Here is a 16,425-nt window from a genome sequence, read left to right as displayed (position 1 = left end):
TGGACCCTATGAGTGCTGAAGGAGGGGAACGTGCCACTCTCCGAGCACGAGCAGCGCATGCTCGACCAGATCGAGAGCGCGCTGTACGCAGAGGATCCGAAGTTCGCGTCGAACGTACGAGGCGGACGGTTCGGTGGCGCTTCGGGTAAGCGCCGCGTCATCGCCGCGATCGGCTTCGCGGTCGGATTGATGCTGCTCATCGCCGGGATGCTGCTGGGCAAGGTCGAGTACACCGTGATCGTCGGCCTCATCGGCTTCCTGCTGATGTTCGGTTCCGTGATCTACGCGCTGTGGTCCGGGCCGGCGTCCAAGGGCCCCCGCGGCACCGTCGATGAGGACGGATCCGTCCGCGCCCGATCGGGACGTGGTCGAGGCGCCCGCGCCTCCGGTCAGTCCTTCGTCGCCCGCATGGAAGAGCGTTTCCGCCGCCGCTTCCCCTGAGTTCGCAACGCTGAAAGAGCCGCCGACCTGATGGTCGGCGGCTTTTTCGTTGCGCTGTGAGCGAAATCAGCGACCGCGCCGCCGTGATCGCCTCGCGGAGTCCGCGCCGCAGCGGTCCGGCCCCGCCGGGCGCTCTGGCCGCGCCGTGTGCAGCGTGCGTGCGCCAGCCGTCGCCTCCGTAGTCGTTGCCGGCTCCTCGGCGAGGATCTGACACTCCCGCGGGCGTTTCTGTCTCGTCATGCCGCTGCAACGCAATGACGAGGCAGAAACACCCGCGGGAGCGGGAGTGATCCGATCGCGGGAGGAGCGTCGTAGCTCAGCCGCTCAGCCGCTCGGCCGACCGCGCAGCCGCTGTTCCGCCGGCAGCTCCGCCCGCCGGCCCGCTGTGAATCCACGGCTGGAGCTGCACACGAGACCGAATCCGGTCTCGTGTGCGTGTGAGCCGTGGATTCACGGATCGGCCCGCGCTCCAGCGTCCCGGCGGGCCGCACCCCACTTCTCCCCACCCCGATTCCCCACATCTCCCCACGGCCCGCCCGCGGGTGATTTCTCATGCCTCATGAGTCCCAGCAGTCGCGCAGATCGCGCGCGATCTCGCGGGTGTGATGAAGTCCGCCACGCCGGGGCGCGCCGCGTCCCCCACTTCTTGCCACGCGACTGACCTGCGCTGTTTCTGAGAATCCGCCGCGAAACGCGCTGCGATGTGGTTGAAAGTGGTGAATGGTGGGGTAATGTGGGGCGCACTGGAGAAAGACGCGCTAGTCTGAAGTCTCGATCCAGTGACAACCCCTCGGGGTAGGCGGGAGGTGGCCGTGATGTTCACGGGTACCTACACGCCGAAGCTCGATGACAAGGGACGGCTCACCCTCCCCGCGAAGTACCGCGAGGAACTGGCGGGTGGGCTGACGATCACGAAAGGACAGGATCGAAGCCTCACGGTGTACCCGAAGGCGGAGTTCGAGCGCATCGCCGAGAAGGCGGATGCCATCGAATGGACCGACCCCGCGGGACGCGCCTTCTACCGCAACTTCTTCGCCAGCTCGGACGATCAGCGTCCCGACTCCCAGGGTCGGATCTCGCTCTCGGCCGATCACCGTCGCTACGCAGGCCTGACCAAGGAATGCGTCGTCGTCGGATCGCGGAGGTTCCTGGAGATCTGGGACGCGGAGGCGTGGGAGCACTACCAGGCACAGCACGAAGACGACTACGCACAGCCGCAGTCCGAATCGCTCAAGGCGATCTTCTGACAACCGCGCACTCGCGCGGCCCGGTCGGGGTGGACCGAGGCCTGCGCCCGAACCGGCCCTGACGTACTTCCCCAACGCCAGGTACGGGTCGGGCGGGGACCCCGCTCCATCCGCCAGAAACCATCGAACGCCATCGTGTGCCCTGGAGGAGTCATGTCCGACGAGTTCTTCGGTCACGTGCCGGTCCTCGCGACCCGCGTGCGTGAGCTCCTCGCCCCGGCGCTGCAGCACGACGGTGCCGTCTACGTCGACGCGACCCTCGGCGCCGGCGGTCACTCGGAGCTCATCCTCGAATCCTTCCCGCACGCCCGCGTCGTCGGCCTCGACCGCGACACCGACGCGCACGCCATCGCCGGCGAGCGACTGGCCCGGTTCGGCGATCGCTTCATCCCCGTCCACACCCGCTACGACGGGATGGCGGACGCCCTCGACGACCTGGGGCTCTCGCGGGCCGCGGGCGGCCCCGGCGTCGACGCGATCCTGTTCGACCTCGGCGTCTCGTCCATGCAGCTCGACCGGGCCGAGCGGGGCTTCGCCTACTCCGTCGACGCGCCCCTGGACATGCGGATGAACGTCGAGGACCCGCTCACCGCGGCCGACGTCCTCAACACCTACTCCCACGGCGACCTCGCGCGGATCCTGCAGCGCTACGGCGACGAGCGGTTCGCGGGCAAGATCGCCTCCGCCGTGCTCAAGGAGCGCGAGAAGGAGCCCTTCACCACCAGCGGCCGCCTCGTCGAACTGCTCTACGCCACGATCCCCGCGCCCGCGCGCCGCACCGGCGGGCACCCCGCCAAGCGCACCTTCCAGGCGCTCCGGATCGAGGTCAACGCCGAGCTCGCGTCCCTGGAGGCCGCGGTGCCGCAGGGCCTCGACGCGCTCGCCGCGGACGGTCGCATCGTCTTCCTCAGCTACCAGTCGCTCGAGGACCGCATCGTCAAGACCGCGCTCGCCGAACGCACCCGGTCCACCAGTCCGGCGGGGCTGCCCGTCGAACTACCCGGCACCGGCGCGACTTTCGAACTGCTCACCCGCGGCGCCGAGCGCGCCACCGACGACGAGATCGCCGAGAACCAGCGGGCGGCGCCCGTGCGCATGCGCGCGGCCCGCCGCCTCGACACCCCCACCGACCGGACCCGCAGCACGAGGAGCGCGCGATGACCGCACCGAACGCGACCCAGGCACCGTCGACTCCGGACACCCGGACCCGGCGGGCGCCCGCGCGGCGCGACGACCGCGACACCTCGCGGCCCCGGTCGAGTTCGGCGCAGCGCGCGCTGGACCGGCGGCAGAAGCGCATCGAGCAGCAGCGGGCGGTCCTCGACGCGGGCGGCTCCCTGCGGGAGACGCCCGCCGAGCGCGCCCTGCGCCGGCACCGCGACGGCGCGGCCTCCGCGGGCCTGCTGGCCCGCCTGCCCCGGCCGGCCGGCGTGGTGCGCCGGGTGCCGTTCGTGCTGGCCCTGATCGCGCTCGTCTGCGCCGGACTGGGCCTGACGCTGTGGCTCTCGACCGGTAGCGCCGAGAACTCCTACGACCTCCGCAAGCGCGAGGCCGTGAACAACTCGCTGGCCGAGAAGAAGGCGGCCCTCGAGCGCGACGTGAAGTCGGGGGAGAGCGCCCCGGGCCTCGCCGAGCGCGCCACCGCGCTCGGCATGGTCCCCGCGGGGACCGTCCCGGTTCTGGTGGGCAAGGAGGGCGGCAAGGTCGTCGTGGTCGGCAAGCCCGCGCCCGCCACCGGCGCGGCCAAGCCCGCGCTCAACCCGCCCGCGCAGCGCACCGGCGACCCGAGCGGCGCCACGTCCGACGGTTCCGGCACGCCGGTCGCCGGGAATCCCGGGCCTGCCCCGGCGGGCGGGGAACAATTGGTCACCATGAACCCCGGCAGCCCGACCGTCGTGAACGCGCCGACGCCCGCACCGTCGGCGGCCACCCAGACACCCGCCCAGACTCCGGCGCAGACCCCCGCCCCGAGCCCGGCCGCGCAGGCGCCGGCCCAGGGGACGGCCCGGTGACGCGCGCCCAGCGCCCGCCGACGAAGACGCGGCCCGCCGCGCGCTCCGGGGCACCGCGCGGCGCCGCGGCCCCCAAGGCGGGCCACCAGTCCGCCCGCGCCCGCGTCAAGGGCGGTCGCGCCCCCGAGGTCTCCACCGCCTTCACCGGCCGTGTCCGCATCGGCGGCTGGGTGATCGTCGCCGTCTTCACAATCATCGCGGTGTGGCTCGGCGTCGTCCAGTTCGTGCAGGCACCGGGCCTGTCCGCGAAGGCCGAGAGCCAGCGCCAGGTCAAGGAGGTGCTGCCGGCCGTCCGCGGGTCGATCACCGACCGCGCGGGGCAGCCGATCGCCTTCACCATGGAGGCCAAGTCGCTGACCCTGCAGCCCGTCGCCGTGCGCAAGCAGATCCAGGAGAAGTACGACAAGGACGTCGAGCTGGTCAAGGAGGGCGGCGACGCCGCGAAGGGCGTCACGCCCGTCGGCGTCGACGACCGGCTGCAGCAGATCGCCAAGAAGATCGTCTCCGTCCTCGGCGACGCGGTGAACGAGCAGAAGCTGCTCGAGCAGATGCGCGGCAACGACACCTTCGTCTACCTGGCCCGCGGCGTCGACCCGGCCAAGGCCTCGGCGATCACCGACGAGTACTCCGAGGTCGGCGCCGAGCGGCAGTCGATCCGCAACTACCCCGGCGGCTCGCTGGCCGCGAACATCGTGGGCACCACCGGTTTCGAGGGGCAGGGCCTGATCGGCCTCGAGTCCTCGCTGGACTCGATCCTCGCCGGCACGGACGGCTCGCGCACCTACGACCGCGGTTCCGACGGCGCCATCATCCCCGGTAGCACCCGCGACATCCACCCCGCCGCCAACGGCGCCCGCGTCGTGCTCACGCTCGACAACGACGTGCAGTTCTTCGTCCAGCAGGCCGTCGCGCAGGCGAAGGCGAAGTCCGGCGCGAAGAGCGTGCAGGCCGTCGTGCTCGACTCCAAGACCGGCCAGGTGCTGGCGATGGGCGTCGACAACACGTTCAACCCGTCGCACGGCATGAACAATCAGCCCGACTCGGCACGCACCGGCAACCTCGCGGTGACCACGCCCTTCGAGCCGGGATCGGTGAACAAGCTGATCACCGCGGTGGCCGCGATCGACGGCGGCAAGACCAAGCCCGACGAGGTGCTCCAGGTCCCGGGGCAGATCCGGATGGCCGGCGTCACGGTCAAGGACGCGTGGGCGCACGGCACCGAGCCGTACACCACGACCGGCGTCTTCGGTAAGTCCTCGAACGTGGGCACGCTGATGCTCGCGCAGCGCGTCGGCGAGAACGCCTTCGCCGACTACGTCGACCGCTTCGGCCTCGGCCGCTCCACCGGCGTCGGCCTGCCCGGCGAGTCCGGCGGCGCCGTGCCCGCGCGCAACCAGTGGTCGGGCGGCACCTTCGCCAACCTGCCGATCGGCCAGGGCCTGTCGATGACGGTGCTGCAGATGGCCGGCATGTACCAGGCCCTCGCCAACGACGGGGTCCGGATCCCGCCGCGCATCATCAAGGAGGTCGACGGTGCCGCGAACCCCGCGTCCGGCGCCGAGCCGGTCCGCGTGATGAGCTCCGAGACCGCCCGCACCGTGCTCGACATGTTCCGCGCCGCGCTGCAGCGCGACCCGATGGGCTACCAGCAGGGCACCGGCGCGCCGGGCTCGGTCGAGGGCTACCAGATCAGCGGCAAGACCGGTACCGCGCAGCAGGTCGACCCGGTGACCAAGGCCTACTCCAACTCGCTGTACAACATCACCTTCGCGGGCGTCGCGCCCACGAACGATCCGCGCTTCGTCATCGGTCTGATGATGGACGCGCCCACCCGGAGCTCCGACGGCACCGGCGGCCAGTCCGCGGCGCCGCTGTTCCACGACATCGCCTCGTTCCTGCTGCAGAAGTACGGCGTCCCGCTCTCGCCGCCGTCGAAGCCGCTGACGCTGGTGGCCGGTAAGTAGTTAACCGGCGGGTAGGATCTACCGGTGCCCGAATCGACTCTCACCCGCCCCGCCCACCCCCGCGGAGCCACGCCGGCCGAGGTCGCGGCGCAGGTCCCGGGCGTCACCCTCGCGGGTGCCGACGCCGGGGATCTCCGGCTGACCGGGGCCACCGTCCGCGCCCAGGACGCGCGGCCCGGCGACCTGTTCTGCGCCGTCCCCGGCACCGCCACCCACGGCGCGCGGTTCGCCGCCGGCGCGATCGAGGCGGGGGCCGTCGCCGTCCTCACCGATCCCGACGGTGCCGCGCTCCTCGCGGAGGACGGCCACGACGTCCCCGTGCTCCTGCACGACGACCCGCGCCGCGTCCTCGGCCCCGTCGCGGCCGTGGTCTACGGCGCACCGTCGACGCGGATGACGCTCGTCGGCATCACCGGCACCTCCGGCAAGACCACCACCAGCTACCTCGTCGAGGCGGCGCTCGCCGCGGGCGGCAACCCGACGGGCCTGATCGGCACCGTCGGCACCCGGATCGCCGGCGTCGACGTCCCGACCACCCTCACCACGCCCGAGGGCTCCGCGCTGCAGGGGCTGTTCGCGTCGATGGTCGAGCGCGGCGTGACCGCCGCCGTGATGGAGGTCAGCTCGCACGCGCTGGCCCAGAACCGGGCGGGCGGCACCCGGTTCGCCGTCGGCGCCTTCACCAACCTCAGCCAGGACCACCTCGACTACCACCCGACGATGGAGGACTACTTCGCCGCGAAGTCGCTGCTCTTCCTCGGGCCGGGAGCCTGCGAGCGCGCCGTGATCTGCGTCGACGACGAGTGGGGCCACCGCATGGCCGAGCTGCGCCGCGCGTCCGGGCTGCCGCTGGTCACCGTCGCCACCACCGGTCCCGCCGACTGGACCGCGGGCGAGGTCGCCGCGTACTCCGACGGCACCCAGCGGTTCACCCTCAGCGGGCCGGACGGACAGACCTTCTCCGCCGTCGTCGGGCTGCCCGGCGCGTACAACGTCGCCAACGCCGCGCTGGCGCTGGTCATCGCCCACGAGGCCGGCGTCCCGCTCGCCGACGCGGCCCGCGGGATCGGCGCCGTCGCCGTGCCCGGCCGGGTGCAGCGCATCGACCGCGGGCAGGACTTCCTGGCCGTCGTGGACTACGCCCACAAGCCCGCCGCCCTCGACGCCGTGATCGCGACGCTGCGCGGCCAGACCGCCGGCCGGATCGTCGTGGTCGTGGGCGCGGGCGGCGACCGCGACCGCGGCAAGCGGCCGCTCATGGGCGAGGCGGCCGCGAGCGCCGCCGAGCTGGTCATCGTGACCGACGACAACCCCCGCACCGAGGATCCGGCCGCGATCCGCGCCGCCGTGGTGGCGGGCGCGCGCGCCGTGACCGGCGGCGGCGAGGTCCGCGAGATCGGCGACCGCCGCGCCGCCATCGTCGAGGCCGTGAACTGGGCCCGCACCGGCGACGTCGTGCTCGTCGCGGGCAAGGGCCACGAGGCCGGCCAGGAGATCAACGGCGTCAAGCACCCCTTCGACGACCGCGACGAGGTGGCCGCCGCGCTGGAGGCCCGCGCATGATCGAACTCACCCTCCGCGAGGTCGCCGCGATCGTCGGCGGCACCCTGCACGACGTGCCCGACCCCGAGGCCAAGGTCACCGGCACCGTCGAATTCGACTCCCGCGAGATCGGCCCCGGCGGGCTGTTCCTCGCCCTGCCCGGCGCCCGCGTCGACGGCCACGAGTTCGCCGCGACCGCGATCGACAGGGGCGCGGTCGCCGTGCTCGGCGCCCGCCCCGTGGGCGTCCCCGCGATCGTCGTCCCGGTCTCCGGCGAGACCGACAACCGCGTCATGGCGCTGGAGAACGACACCGACGGCGCGGGCGCCGCGGTGCTGAAGGCGCTGGGCGACCTGGCCGCGCACTGCACGAAGGCCCTCGCCGCAGACGGGCTGACCGTCGTGGGCGTCACCGGCTCGGCCGGCAAGACATCGACGAAGGACCTCATCGCCGCCGTGCTGCGGCCGCTGGGCGAGACCGTCGCGCCGCCCGGCTCCTTCAACAACGAGATCGGCCACCCGTGGACCGCATTGCGCGCGACCGCGTCGACGAAGTTCCTCGTCCTCGAGATGTCGGCCCGCGGCGAGGGCCACATCGCCGCCCTCGCGCGGGTCGCGCCGCCGCGCATCGGCGTCGAGCTCAACGTGGGCACCGCGCACCTCGGCGAGTTCGGCTCCCGCGAGGCCATCGCCCGCGCGAAGGGCGAGCTGGTCGAGGCGCTGCCCGCGGACGGGCTCGCGATCCTCAACGCCGACGACGCCGCGGTGGCCGCGATGGCCTCGCGGACCGGCGCGCGGGTGGTGTTCTACGGCACGGGCGAGGCGGAGGTCGCGGCGGCGGACGTGAAGATCGACGCCCAGGCCCGCGCGTCCTTCACCCTGCGCGCCCCGGCGGGCGCCGCGCCCGTCGCGCTCAAGGTCCACGGCGAGCACCAGGTGCACAACGCGTTGGCCGCTGCCGCGGTCGGTCTCGAGTGCGGCGCGACGGTCGCTCAGGTCGCCGAGGCGCTCTCGGGCGCCGGCGCCGCATCGCCGCGCCGGATGGACGTCTTCACCACCGACGACGGCGTCACCGTGGTCAACGACACCTACAACGCGAATCCCGACGCCATGCGGGCCGCGCTCCGCAGCCTCGTCCTCATGTCCGAGCACGACGAGGCGGGGGAGCGGCTGCCCGGCCGCGACCGTCGCCGCACCTTCGCGGTGCTCGGCGAGATGGGCGAGCTGGGCGAGGAGTCGATCGTCGAGCACGATCGGCTGGGCCGGTTCCTGGTGCGGCTCGACATCACGTCGACCATCTGCGTCGGCACCTCCCGCGCCGTGCACGCGCTGTGGCAGGGCGCCGTGATGGAGGGCTCCTGGGGCAGCGAGGCCGTGCGCGTCGACACCCGCGAGGAGGCCGTCGAGCGGCTGCGGGACGAGCTCCGGCCGGGCGACCTCGTTTTGGTCAAGGCGTCGAAGTCCGAGAAGATGTGGGAGGTCGCCGAGCACCTGGGCACGGCGAGCGCGGTCAACAACGAGAACGGGGAGTCACCGAAGTGATCCAGATCCTGTTCGCGGGCGGCATCTCGCTGGCCGTGGCGATCCTGCTCACGCCCGTCCTGATCCGGGTCTTCTCCCGGCAGGGCTTCGGTCAGGAGATCCGCGTCGAGGGGCCGCAGAGCCACCAGAAGAAGCGCGGCACCCCGTCGATGGGCGGCGTCGCGATCGTCGTGGCCCTGTGGGCCGGCTACCTCGGCGCGCACCTGCTGGGCTGGAACTCCGGCCCCGGCCCCAGTGCCTCGGGCCTGCTGGTCCTCGGCCTCGCCACGTCGCTCGCGATCGTCGGCTTCCTCGACGACTTCATCAAGGTGCGCAAGCAGCGCAACCTGGGCCTGAACAAGACCGCGAAGACCGTCGGCCAGACCGTCGCCGCCCTGATCTTCGGCGTGCTCGTGCTGCAGTTCCCCAACGCCCAGGGGGTGCGCCCGGCCAGCGAGTTCCTCAGCTACACGCGCGACATCAACACCATCTCGATGGGCGCGATCGTCTTCGTGATCTTCTGCTGGTTCGTCGTCTCCGCCTGGTCGAATGCGGTGAACTTCACCGACGGTCTCGACGGCCTCGCCGCCGGTTCCATGGCGATGGTGCTCGGCAGTTACGTGCTCATCAGCTTCTGGCAGTTCCGCTACGCCTGCGAGACCAAGCAGGTCGCCGGCTGCTACGACGTGCGCGATCCGCTCGACCTGGCGCTCATCGCGGTCGCCGCGGGCGGCGCCTGCCTCGGCTTCCTCTGGTGGAACGCCGCGCCCGCGAAGATCTTCATGGGCGACACGGGCTCGCTGATGCTGGGCGGCCTGCTGGCCGGCCTGTCGATCACCACCCGCACCGAGCTGCTCGCCGTCGTGCTGGGCGCGCTGTTCGTGGCCGAGATGGTCTCGGTGGTCATCCAGATCGCGGTCTTCCGCTCGACGGGCCGCCGCGTCTTCCGGATGGCGCCGTTCCATCACCACTTCGAACTCTCCGGGTGGGCCGAAACCACGGTGATCATCCGGTTCTGGCTGCTCACGGCCATTTCGTGCGGCCTCGGCCTCGTGCTGTTCTACGCCGAGTTCCTCGGCTCCGGCGCGGTCGGCTAGATGGCGACGATCCCCGGCCCCGGCGCGCACGTCCTCGTCGCGGGCGGGGGCGTCACCGGCCCGGCCGTCGCCCGGGCCCTGCTCCGGCTCGGGTCCACGGTCACCGTCGCCGACGGTAAGCCCGCCGCGCGGGAGAAGATCGCGAGCGAGGTGCCGGGCATCGTCGTCGCCGATCTCGACGGGCACGACCCGTCCGGCTACGACCTCGTCGTGGTCGCGCCCGGGTTCCGCCCCACCGCCCCCGTCGTGGTGGCCGCCGAGGCCGCCGGCGTCGAGGTGATCGGCGACGTGGAGCTGGCCTGGCGGATCGACCGCGCCGGCGCCTTCGGCGCGCCCCGCGACTGGCTCGTGGTGACCGGCACCAACGGCAAGACCACCACCACGCAGATGCTCGAGGCGATCCTGTTGCACGCCGGCGTGCGCGCCGTCGCCTGCGGCAACATCGGCCGACCCGTCATCGACGCGATCGGCGACGACGCCGATCCGCGCGTGCTCGCCGTCGAGCTCTCGTCCTTCCAGTTGCACTGGGCCCCGTCGGTGCGGCCGCGCGCGGGCGTCGTGCTCAACGTCGCGGAGGACCACCTCGACTGGCACGGCTCGATGGCCGCGTACACCGCCGACAAGGCGCGCGCCCTCGCCGGCGAGCTCGCCGTCATCGGCCTCGACGACCCCGTGGCGTCGGGCCTGCGCGGGGCGGTCACCGTCGGCTTCACCGCGGGAGAGCCCGGGCCGGGGCAGTACGGCGTGCGCGGGGGCGTCCTGGTCGACGGTGCCGGCGCGCCCGTCCTGCCCGCCGACGCGGTCTCGCCACCCGGACCCGCCGGGATCTCGGACGCCCTGGCCGCGACGGCGCTCGCGCAGGCGGTCGGCGTGACCGCCGCGCAGGCGGGGGAGGCCCTCGCCGCGTTCCGGGTGGGCGCGCACCGCGCCGAGCCCGTCGCGACCGTGCGCGGCATCACGTACGTCGACGACTCCAAGGCCACCAACCCGCACGCCGCGCTGAATTCCATCGAGGCGCACGAGCGGGTGGTGTGGGTCGCGGGAGGTCAGCTCAAGGGCGCCGACATCGGGCCGCTCGTGGCGCGCGTGGCGCCGCGGCTCGTGGGCGCCGTGCTGCTCGGACTGGATCGAGACGAAATCGCGGATTCACTCGCGCGACACGCACCGGATGTCCCCGTGGTTCGGGTGTCCTCGGGCGAACATAGTCCTGTGTCTCCTGTGACTAATGATGCGAATCGTTCTGTAGGGACGACTGGGGCTGGCGATGTGCGAGTGTCCGGCGATGCTGATGCGGTGATGGCCGCCGTCGTCGCCGAGGCCTCCCGGATCGCCGAAGCCGCAGCCCGCGACGGTGCGGCGCCGGTGGTGCTGCTCGCGCCCGCCGCGGCCTCGCTCGACATGTTCACGTCGTACGGGCACCGCGGCGACGCCTTCGCCGCCTCCGCCCGCGCGCTCGGGGACGCCTCGTGAGCCGCGCCGGCAAGGCCGCCGCCGGTACCGACACCGATTCCGATCTCGCCCCCGGCGGCGTCAACGCCCCCGAGAGCACCGAGTTCGACGCGCAGCCCCAGGAGACGGCCGCGTCGACGACGGGCTCCCGCGGCGCGGCCGCCGCGTCCGCGGCGCGCTCGGGCGCGGACGTCGCCCGCACCGGCGCCTCGCTGCTGCGGGGCGGCGCCGTCGGGCTCGCGACGGCCCTGCGCCGCCCGCTCGCGTCCTTCCACCTGGTGCTCGGCCTCACCGCCGTCCTGACGGTGATGGGCCTGATCATGGTGCTCTCCGCGTCGTCCGTCGAGGACATCAGCGCCACCGGATCGCCCTGGGGCAAGTTCACCAGCCAGCTGATCTACGTCGCCCTCGGCGTGGTCGCCTTCGTCTTCGCCCTGTACCTGCGACCCGCGCTGTTGCGCCGGGTGGCGCTCGGCGGCGTGCTCGTCTCCATCGCGCTGCTCGCGGCCGTGCTCGTACCCGGCGTCGGCACGATGGTCGGCGGCGCGCGCCGCTGGATCGACGTGGGCGGCTTCACCCTGCAGCCCTCGGAGATCGCGAAGGTCGCGCTCATCATCTGGGGTGCGCACCTGCTCGCGGACCGCGGGCGCAAGGGCAACATCAAGGAGCTGCTGCTGCCGCTCGGCCCAGTCGTGGTGCTGATGGCCGCGCTCGTCGTCGCCGAGCCCAACCAGTCGACGGCCATGATCATCGTCGCCATCGGCGCGATGCTGCTCTACTACGCCGGGCTGTCGTCGAAGCTGATCGCCTCGCTGCTGGTCGTCTTCGCCCTGCTCGGCATCTTCTTCGCGCTCGCGGAGGGCTACCGCTCGGCGCGCGTGCAGGCCTGGCTCGGCCGCACCGACGACGCGCTCGGCGCCAACTACCAGTCGAACCAGGCGCGGTACTCGCTCGCCGACGGCGGCCTCTTCGGCGTGGGCCTGGGCAATTCGACGGCCAAGTGGAGCTACCTGCCCAACGCGCACAACGACTTCATCTTCGCGATCATCGGCGAGGAGCTCGGCTACCTCGGTGCGGGCGTCGTCATCCTCATGTTCGGCATCCTCACCTGGGTGGGTATGCGGATCGCCGGCCGGGTCGCCGACCCCTTCCTGCGCCTCATGGCCGCCTCCATCACGACGCTCGTCGCGCTGCAGGCGATCATCAACATGGGCTACGTCGTGGGCCTGCTGCCGGTGACCGGCATCCAGCTGCCCCTGCTGTCCGCGGGCGGCAACTCGGTGATCCTCGTCTTGTTCATGATGGGCCTCCTGGCCAACGCCGCCCGGCACGAGCCGGAGGCGATCGCCGCGCTCGCCGGCGGCCGCGAGGGCCGTGCCGGCCGGCTCCTGCGCCTGCCCAAGCCGCTGCCCTACATCCCGCCGCGCCCCGAGCGCCCGGCCGGCCGCGGGCCGGCGCCCCGACAGGGCCGTCCCGCGCCCGCCCGGCGTGCGCCCGCGAAGGGGCGTACCGCGCCCGCGGCGCCGTCGCCGTACGATCGACACCCGTACGGTGACGAGAGCCTGGGCCGGCGCAGCGCGCCGCGCCGGGACCTCCCGCCGATGCGGCCGCAGGGCCGCGGCGGCGAGCCCTGGCGGGGCGATCGTGCCGGACAGCAGCGGAACGCGCCGCAGCAGCGGCGCCGAGGACAGGAAAAGGGCAGACGGGCGTGGTGAGTTCTTCTCGAGCGGTTTCGGTGGTGGTGGCCGGTGGCGGCACCGCAGGACACATCGAACCCGCACTGGCGGTGGCCGACGCCGTCCGGGCCCAGCGCCCCGACGCCGTGGTCACCGCCCTCGGCACGCCGAAGGGGCTCGAGGGCCGCCTCGTCCCGGAGCGCGGCTACCCGCTGGCCATGATCCCGCCCGTCCCGCTGCCGCGGAAGCCCGGCAAGGACCTGGCGAAGCTGCCCTTCACGCTCACCGGCGCGGTGCGCCGCACCCGGAAGGTGCTCCGCGAGACCGGCGCCGACGTGGTCGTCGGCTTCGGGGGGTACGTCGCCCTGCCCGCCTACCTCGCCGCCCGCAGCATGGGCGTGCCCATCGTCATCCACGAGGCCAACGCCAGCGCGGGCGTCGCGAACAAGGTCGGCGCGAAGCTCGCCACGAAGGTCTTCGCCGCGGTCCCCGGATCCGGCGTGCCCGCCGAGGTCGTCGGCATCCCCGTCCGCGCCTCCATCACCGGGCTCGACCGCGCGGCCCTGCGCGCCGAGGCCCGCGCGCACTTCGGGCTGCCCGCCGACGGGCCCGTCGTGCTCGTGTTCGGTGGCAGCCAGGGCGCCGTCCGGCTGAACGACGGTGTCGTCGGCGCCGCCCGGGACTTCGCCGACGCCGGCGTCGGCGTGCTGCACGCCTACGGCCCCAAGAACTCCGTCGAGGTGGACGTGCCCGGCTACGTCGCCGTGCCCTACCTGTCGCGGATGGACCTCGCCTACGCCGCCGCCGACCTCGCCGTGTGCCGGTCGGGCGCGATGACGGTGGCCGAGGTCGCCGCCGTCGGCCTCCCGGCGGTGTACGTGCCCCTCGCGCACGGCAACGGCGAGCAGGCGCTCAACGCGCAGCCGGTCGTCGCCGCGGGCGGGGGACTGCTCGTCGACGACGCGGCATTCACCCCGGATCTCGTGCGGGAGACGGTGATCCCGCTCGCGGGTGACGCCGGGCGGCTCGCGGCCATGAGCGCCGCGGCCGGCGGCAGCGGGCACCGGGACGCCGCGGGCACCGTGGCGGCCGCGGCCCTCGCACTGGCACAGGAGAGGCGGACGTCGTGACCGAGTCGACGGGAGCGCTGCCCGAACGGCTGCAGCGCGTCCACATGGTGGGCATCGGCGGCGCCGGCATGTCCGGCATCGCGCGGATCCTGCTGGCCCGCGGCGGCCAGGTGTCGGGCTCCGACGCCAAGGAGTCGCGCGGCGTCATCGCCCTGCGGGCCCGCGGGGCCCAGATCCAGGTGGGGCACAGCCCCGAGGCGCTCGACCTGCTGCCCGGCGGCCCGACGGTGGTCGTGACCACCCACGCCGCCATCCCCAAGGACAACCCCGAGCTGGTCGAGGCGCAGCGCCGCGGCATCCCGGTGATCCTGCGGCCCGAGGTGCTCGCCGACCTCATGGACGGCTACCGCACCCTGTTGGTCAGCGGCACCCACGGGAAGACCTCCACCACGTCGATGGCGGTCGTGGGCCTGCAGCACTGCGGCGCCAACCCGTCCTTCGCCGTGGGCGGCGAGCTCAACGAGTCCGGCACCAACGCCTTCCACGGCACGGGCGACGTCTTCGTGGCCGAGGCCGACGAGTCCGACGGCTCGCTGCTGCAGTACGCGCCCGACGTGGTGGTCGTCACCAACGTCGAGGCCGATCACCTGGACTTCTTCGGCTCCGAGGAGAAGTACGTCGCCGTCTTCGACGCCTTCACCGAGCGGATCCGCCCCGGCGGCACCCTTGTGGTGTGCCTCGACGACCCGGGCTCGGCGGCGCTGGCGCAGCGCACCCACGCCGCGCTGCGCGCCCGCGGCGTCCGCGTGCTGGGCTACGGCGAGGGCACTCACCGCGACCTCGCGCCCGACGTGACGCTGATCGCGGAGCTGTTGGACTACAAGCCCCGTGCCGAGGGCGGCATGCTCAAGGTCCGTTTCTCCGACGAGAACCGGAAGGTCACCGAGCGGGCGATCCTGCTCTCCGTGCCCGGGAAGCACATGGCGCTCAACGCCATCGCCGCGACGATCGCGGTCGTCAGCACGGGCCAGCCGACCGCGAAGGTGATCGAGGGGATCGAGGCCTTCGGCGGCGTGCACCGCCGGTTCCAACTGCGCGGCACCGAGCAGGGCGTGCGCGTCTTCGACGACTACGCGCACCATCCGACCGAGGTCCGCGCCGTTCTCACCGCCGCGGCGGAGATGGTCGCCAAGCAGGCCGAGCCGGGCCGCGTGATCGTCGCCTTCCAGCCCCACCTGTACTCGCGGACCGAGCAGTTCGCCGCCGAGTTCGCGCAGGCCCTCAGCCTCGCCGATGAGGTCGTGGTGCTCGACGTCTACGGCGCGCGCGAGGACCCGCTGCCGGGCGTCACGGGGGAGCGGATCGCCGAGAAGGTGACCGCCTCCGCGCACTACGTTCCGAGCCAGGCGGAGGTGGCCGGTGTGGTCGCCGGCCTCGCGCGACCCGGCGACGTCGTGATCACCATGGGCGCCGGTGACGTGACCATGCAGGGCCCGACGATCCTCAACACGCTGGCGCAGCGCGGCGCCGAGGCGGGCGCGTGAGTTCTCCCGCGACGCGCAGGCGCGTGCCGGGTCTGCGGCGATTGCTGCTGATCCTGCTCGCGCTGGCAGTGGTGGCGGGACTCGCTGCGGCGGCGTACTTCTCGCCGGTGCTCTCGGCACGCGACGTCTCCGTGACGGGCGCGACCAATGCGCCCGCCGATCAGGTCGCGAAGGTGGTGGAGCCGCTCAAGGGGCGTCCGCTGCTGCAGATCACGCCCGGACAGCGCGACGCCTACGCCGCGCAGGTGGTCGCGGTGAGCCCGTGGATCGACCGCGCCACGGTCACGGTCTCGTACCCGTCGACGCTGGTCGTCGAGGTCACCGAGCGCGAGGTCGTCGCCTACGCCCAGCGCCCCGCCGGGACGGTGCTCGTGGACGCCAAGGGCGTGCCCTTCATCAAGGTGGGGGAGCCGCCCATCCTCACGCCCAAGCTCGTCGTCGACGATCCGAAGTCCGACGATCCCGCGACGACGTCCGCGATCGCGGTGCTCCGGGCGCTGCCGCCGGACCTGCACGGACAGGTCGTCGAGATCGGGGCGGATTCCCCGGCGAACGTGCGCTTCGTGCTGCGCGACAAGCGGGTCGTGTACTGGGGCGACGACCAGCGGACGGCGGACAAGACCGCCGCGCTGCGCATGGTGCTGACCCGCCCGGGCAAGGAGTTCACCGTGATCAATCCGGACATGCCCACCACCCGCTGAGGGTGTTCTTCCCCTCACCGAGAACGTTTTTCCCGACACGCCCGCGCGCCTGCGGGGCAAGCGGTGCACTGCCCTCTACCTTGGTTTCAGACCAGCTACTTGACATAACTTTAAGCCTTCTGTTGAGGTTTAGGGTTCGTCTCAGAAGCAACAGACTTCACA

General features: G+C 72.8%; 13 protein-coding genes. All 13 read left to right on the top strand.

Annotation, left to right across the window (positions count from 1 at the left end; translation table 11 throughout):
* Positions 1 to 30 precede the first annotated feature (30 nt).
* Positions 31 to 441, top strand: coding sequence for a DUF3040 domain-containing protein (locus WFK95_RS17410; protein ID WP_224651877.1), 411 nt, complete (start codon positions 31 to 33; stop codon positions 439 to 441).
* Positions 442 to 1,256: 815 nt separating this feature from the next.
* Positions 1,257 to 1,688 (top strand): division/cell wall cluster transcriptional repressor MraZ, encoded by a 432-nt coding sequence (gene mraZ, locus WFK95_RS17405; RefSeq protein ID WP_068523171.1) that lies wholly within the window; start codon positions 1,257 to 1,259, stop codon positions 1,686 to 1,688.
* Positions 1,689 to 1,841: 153 nt separating this feature from the next.
* Positions 1,842 to 2,849, top strand: a complete 1,008-nt coding sequence (gene rsmH / locus WFK95_RS17400; RefSeq protein ID WP_336671369.1) for a 16S rRNA (cytosine(1402)-N(4))-methyltransferase RsmH — start codon at positions 1,842 to 1,844, stop codon at positions 2,847 to 2,849.
* Positions 2,846 to 3,700, top strand: coding sequence for a hypothetical protein (locus WFK95_RS17395; RefSeq protein ID WP_224652143.1), 855 nt, complete (start codon positions 2,846 to 2,848; stop codon positions 3,698 to 3,700). Before rsmH ends, WFK95_RS17395 begins: the two co-directional genes overlap by 4 nt.
* Entirely contained in the window at positions 3,697 to 5,664 is a 1,968-nt protein-coding gene (locus WFK95_RS17390) for a peptidoglycan D,D-transpeptidase FtsI family protein (RefSeq protein WP_336671368.1), read from the top strand. The genes WFK95_RS17395 and WFK95_RS17390 overlap by 4 nt, the downstream gene beginning before the upstream one ends.
* 24 nt (positions 5,665 to 5,688) lie before the next feature.
* Positions 5,689 to 7,227 (top strand): UDP-N-acetylmuramoyl-L-alanyl-D-glutamate--2,6-diaminopimelate ligase, encoded by a 1,539-nt coding sequence (locus tag WFK95_RS17385; RefSeq protein ID WP_336671367.1) that lies wholly within the window; start codon positions 5,689 to 5,691, stop codon positions 7,225 to 7,227.
* A complete protein-coding gene (locus WFK95_RS17380; protein WP_224646647.1) occupies positions 7,224 to 8,747 on the top strand; it encodes a UDP-N-acetylmuramoyl-tripeptide--D-alanyl-D-alanine ligase in 1,524 nt (507 codons plus the stop codon). Before WFK95_RS17385 ends, WFK95_RS17380 begins: the two co-directional genes overlap by 4 nt.
* Entirely contained in the window at positions 8,744 to 9,823 is a 1,080-nt protein-coding gene (gene mraY / locus WFK95_RS17375) for a phospho-N-acetylmuramoyl-pentapeptide-transferase (RefSeq protein WP_224646646.1), read from the top strand. Before WFK95_RS17380 ends, mraY begins: the two co-directional genes overlap by 4 nt.
* Positions 9,824 to 11,293: a UDP-N-acetylmuramoyl-L-alanine--D-glutamate ligase gene (murD, locus tag WFK95_RS17370; RefSeq protein WP_224646645.1), complete on the top strand. Its 1,470-nt coding sequence runs from the start codon at positions 9,824 to 9,826 to the stop codon at positions 11,291 to 11,293. It begins immediately after the preceding gene.
* On the top strand, positions 11,290 to 12,987 hold the full coding sequence (ftsW, locus tag WFK95_RS17365) for a putative lipid II flippase FtsW (protein WP_224646644.1): 1,698 nt from the start codon (positions 11,290 to 11,292) through the stop codon (positions 12,985 to 12,987). Before murD ends, ftsW begins: the two co-directional genes overlap by 4 nt.
* A complete protein-coding gene (murG, locus tag WFK95_RS17360) occupies positions 12,981 to 14,078 on the top strand; it encodes an undecaprenyldiphospho-muramoylpentapeptide beta-N-acetylglucosaminyltransferase (protein WP_336671366.1) in 1,098 nt (365 codons plus the stop codon). The genes ftsW and murG overlap by 7 nt, the downstream gene beginning before the upstream one ends.
* A gap of 44 nt (positions 14,079 to 14,122) precedes the next feature.
* Positions 14,123 to 15,562 carry a UDP-N-acetylmuramate--L-alanine ligase gene (gene murC, locus WFK95_RS17355; protein ID WP_224646650.1) on the top strand — a complete coding sequence of 480 codons (1,440 nt, stop codon included), beginning with the start codon at positions 14,123 to 14,125 and terminating at the stop codon, positions 15,560 to 15,562.
* Positions 15,559 to 16,263, top strand: coding sequence for a cell division protein FtsQ/DivIB (locus WFK95_RS17350; protein ID WP_224646642.1), 705 nt, complete (start codon positions 15,559 to 15,561; stop codon positions 16,261 to 16,263). Before murC ends, WFK95_RS17350 begins: the two co-directional genes overlap by 4 nt.
* The last annotated feature ends 162 nt before the right edge of the window (positions 16,264 to 16,425 follow it).

It is taken from the genome of Tsukamurella sp. USMM236 (genome assembly GCF_037148755.1).
In the GTDB taxonomy this organism is placed as follows: domain Bacteria; phylum Actinomycetota; class Actinomycetes; order Mycobacteriales; family Mycobacteriaceae; genus Tsukamurella.
This window is presented reverse-complemented; position numbering and strand designations above follow the sequence as displayed.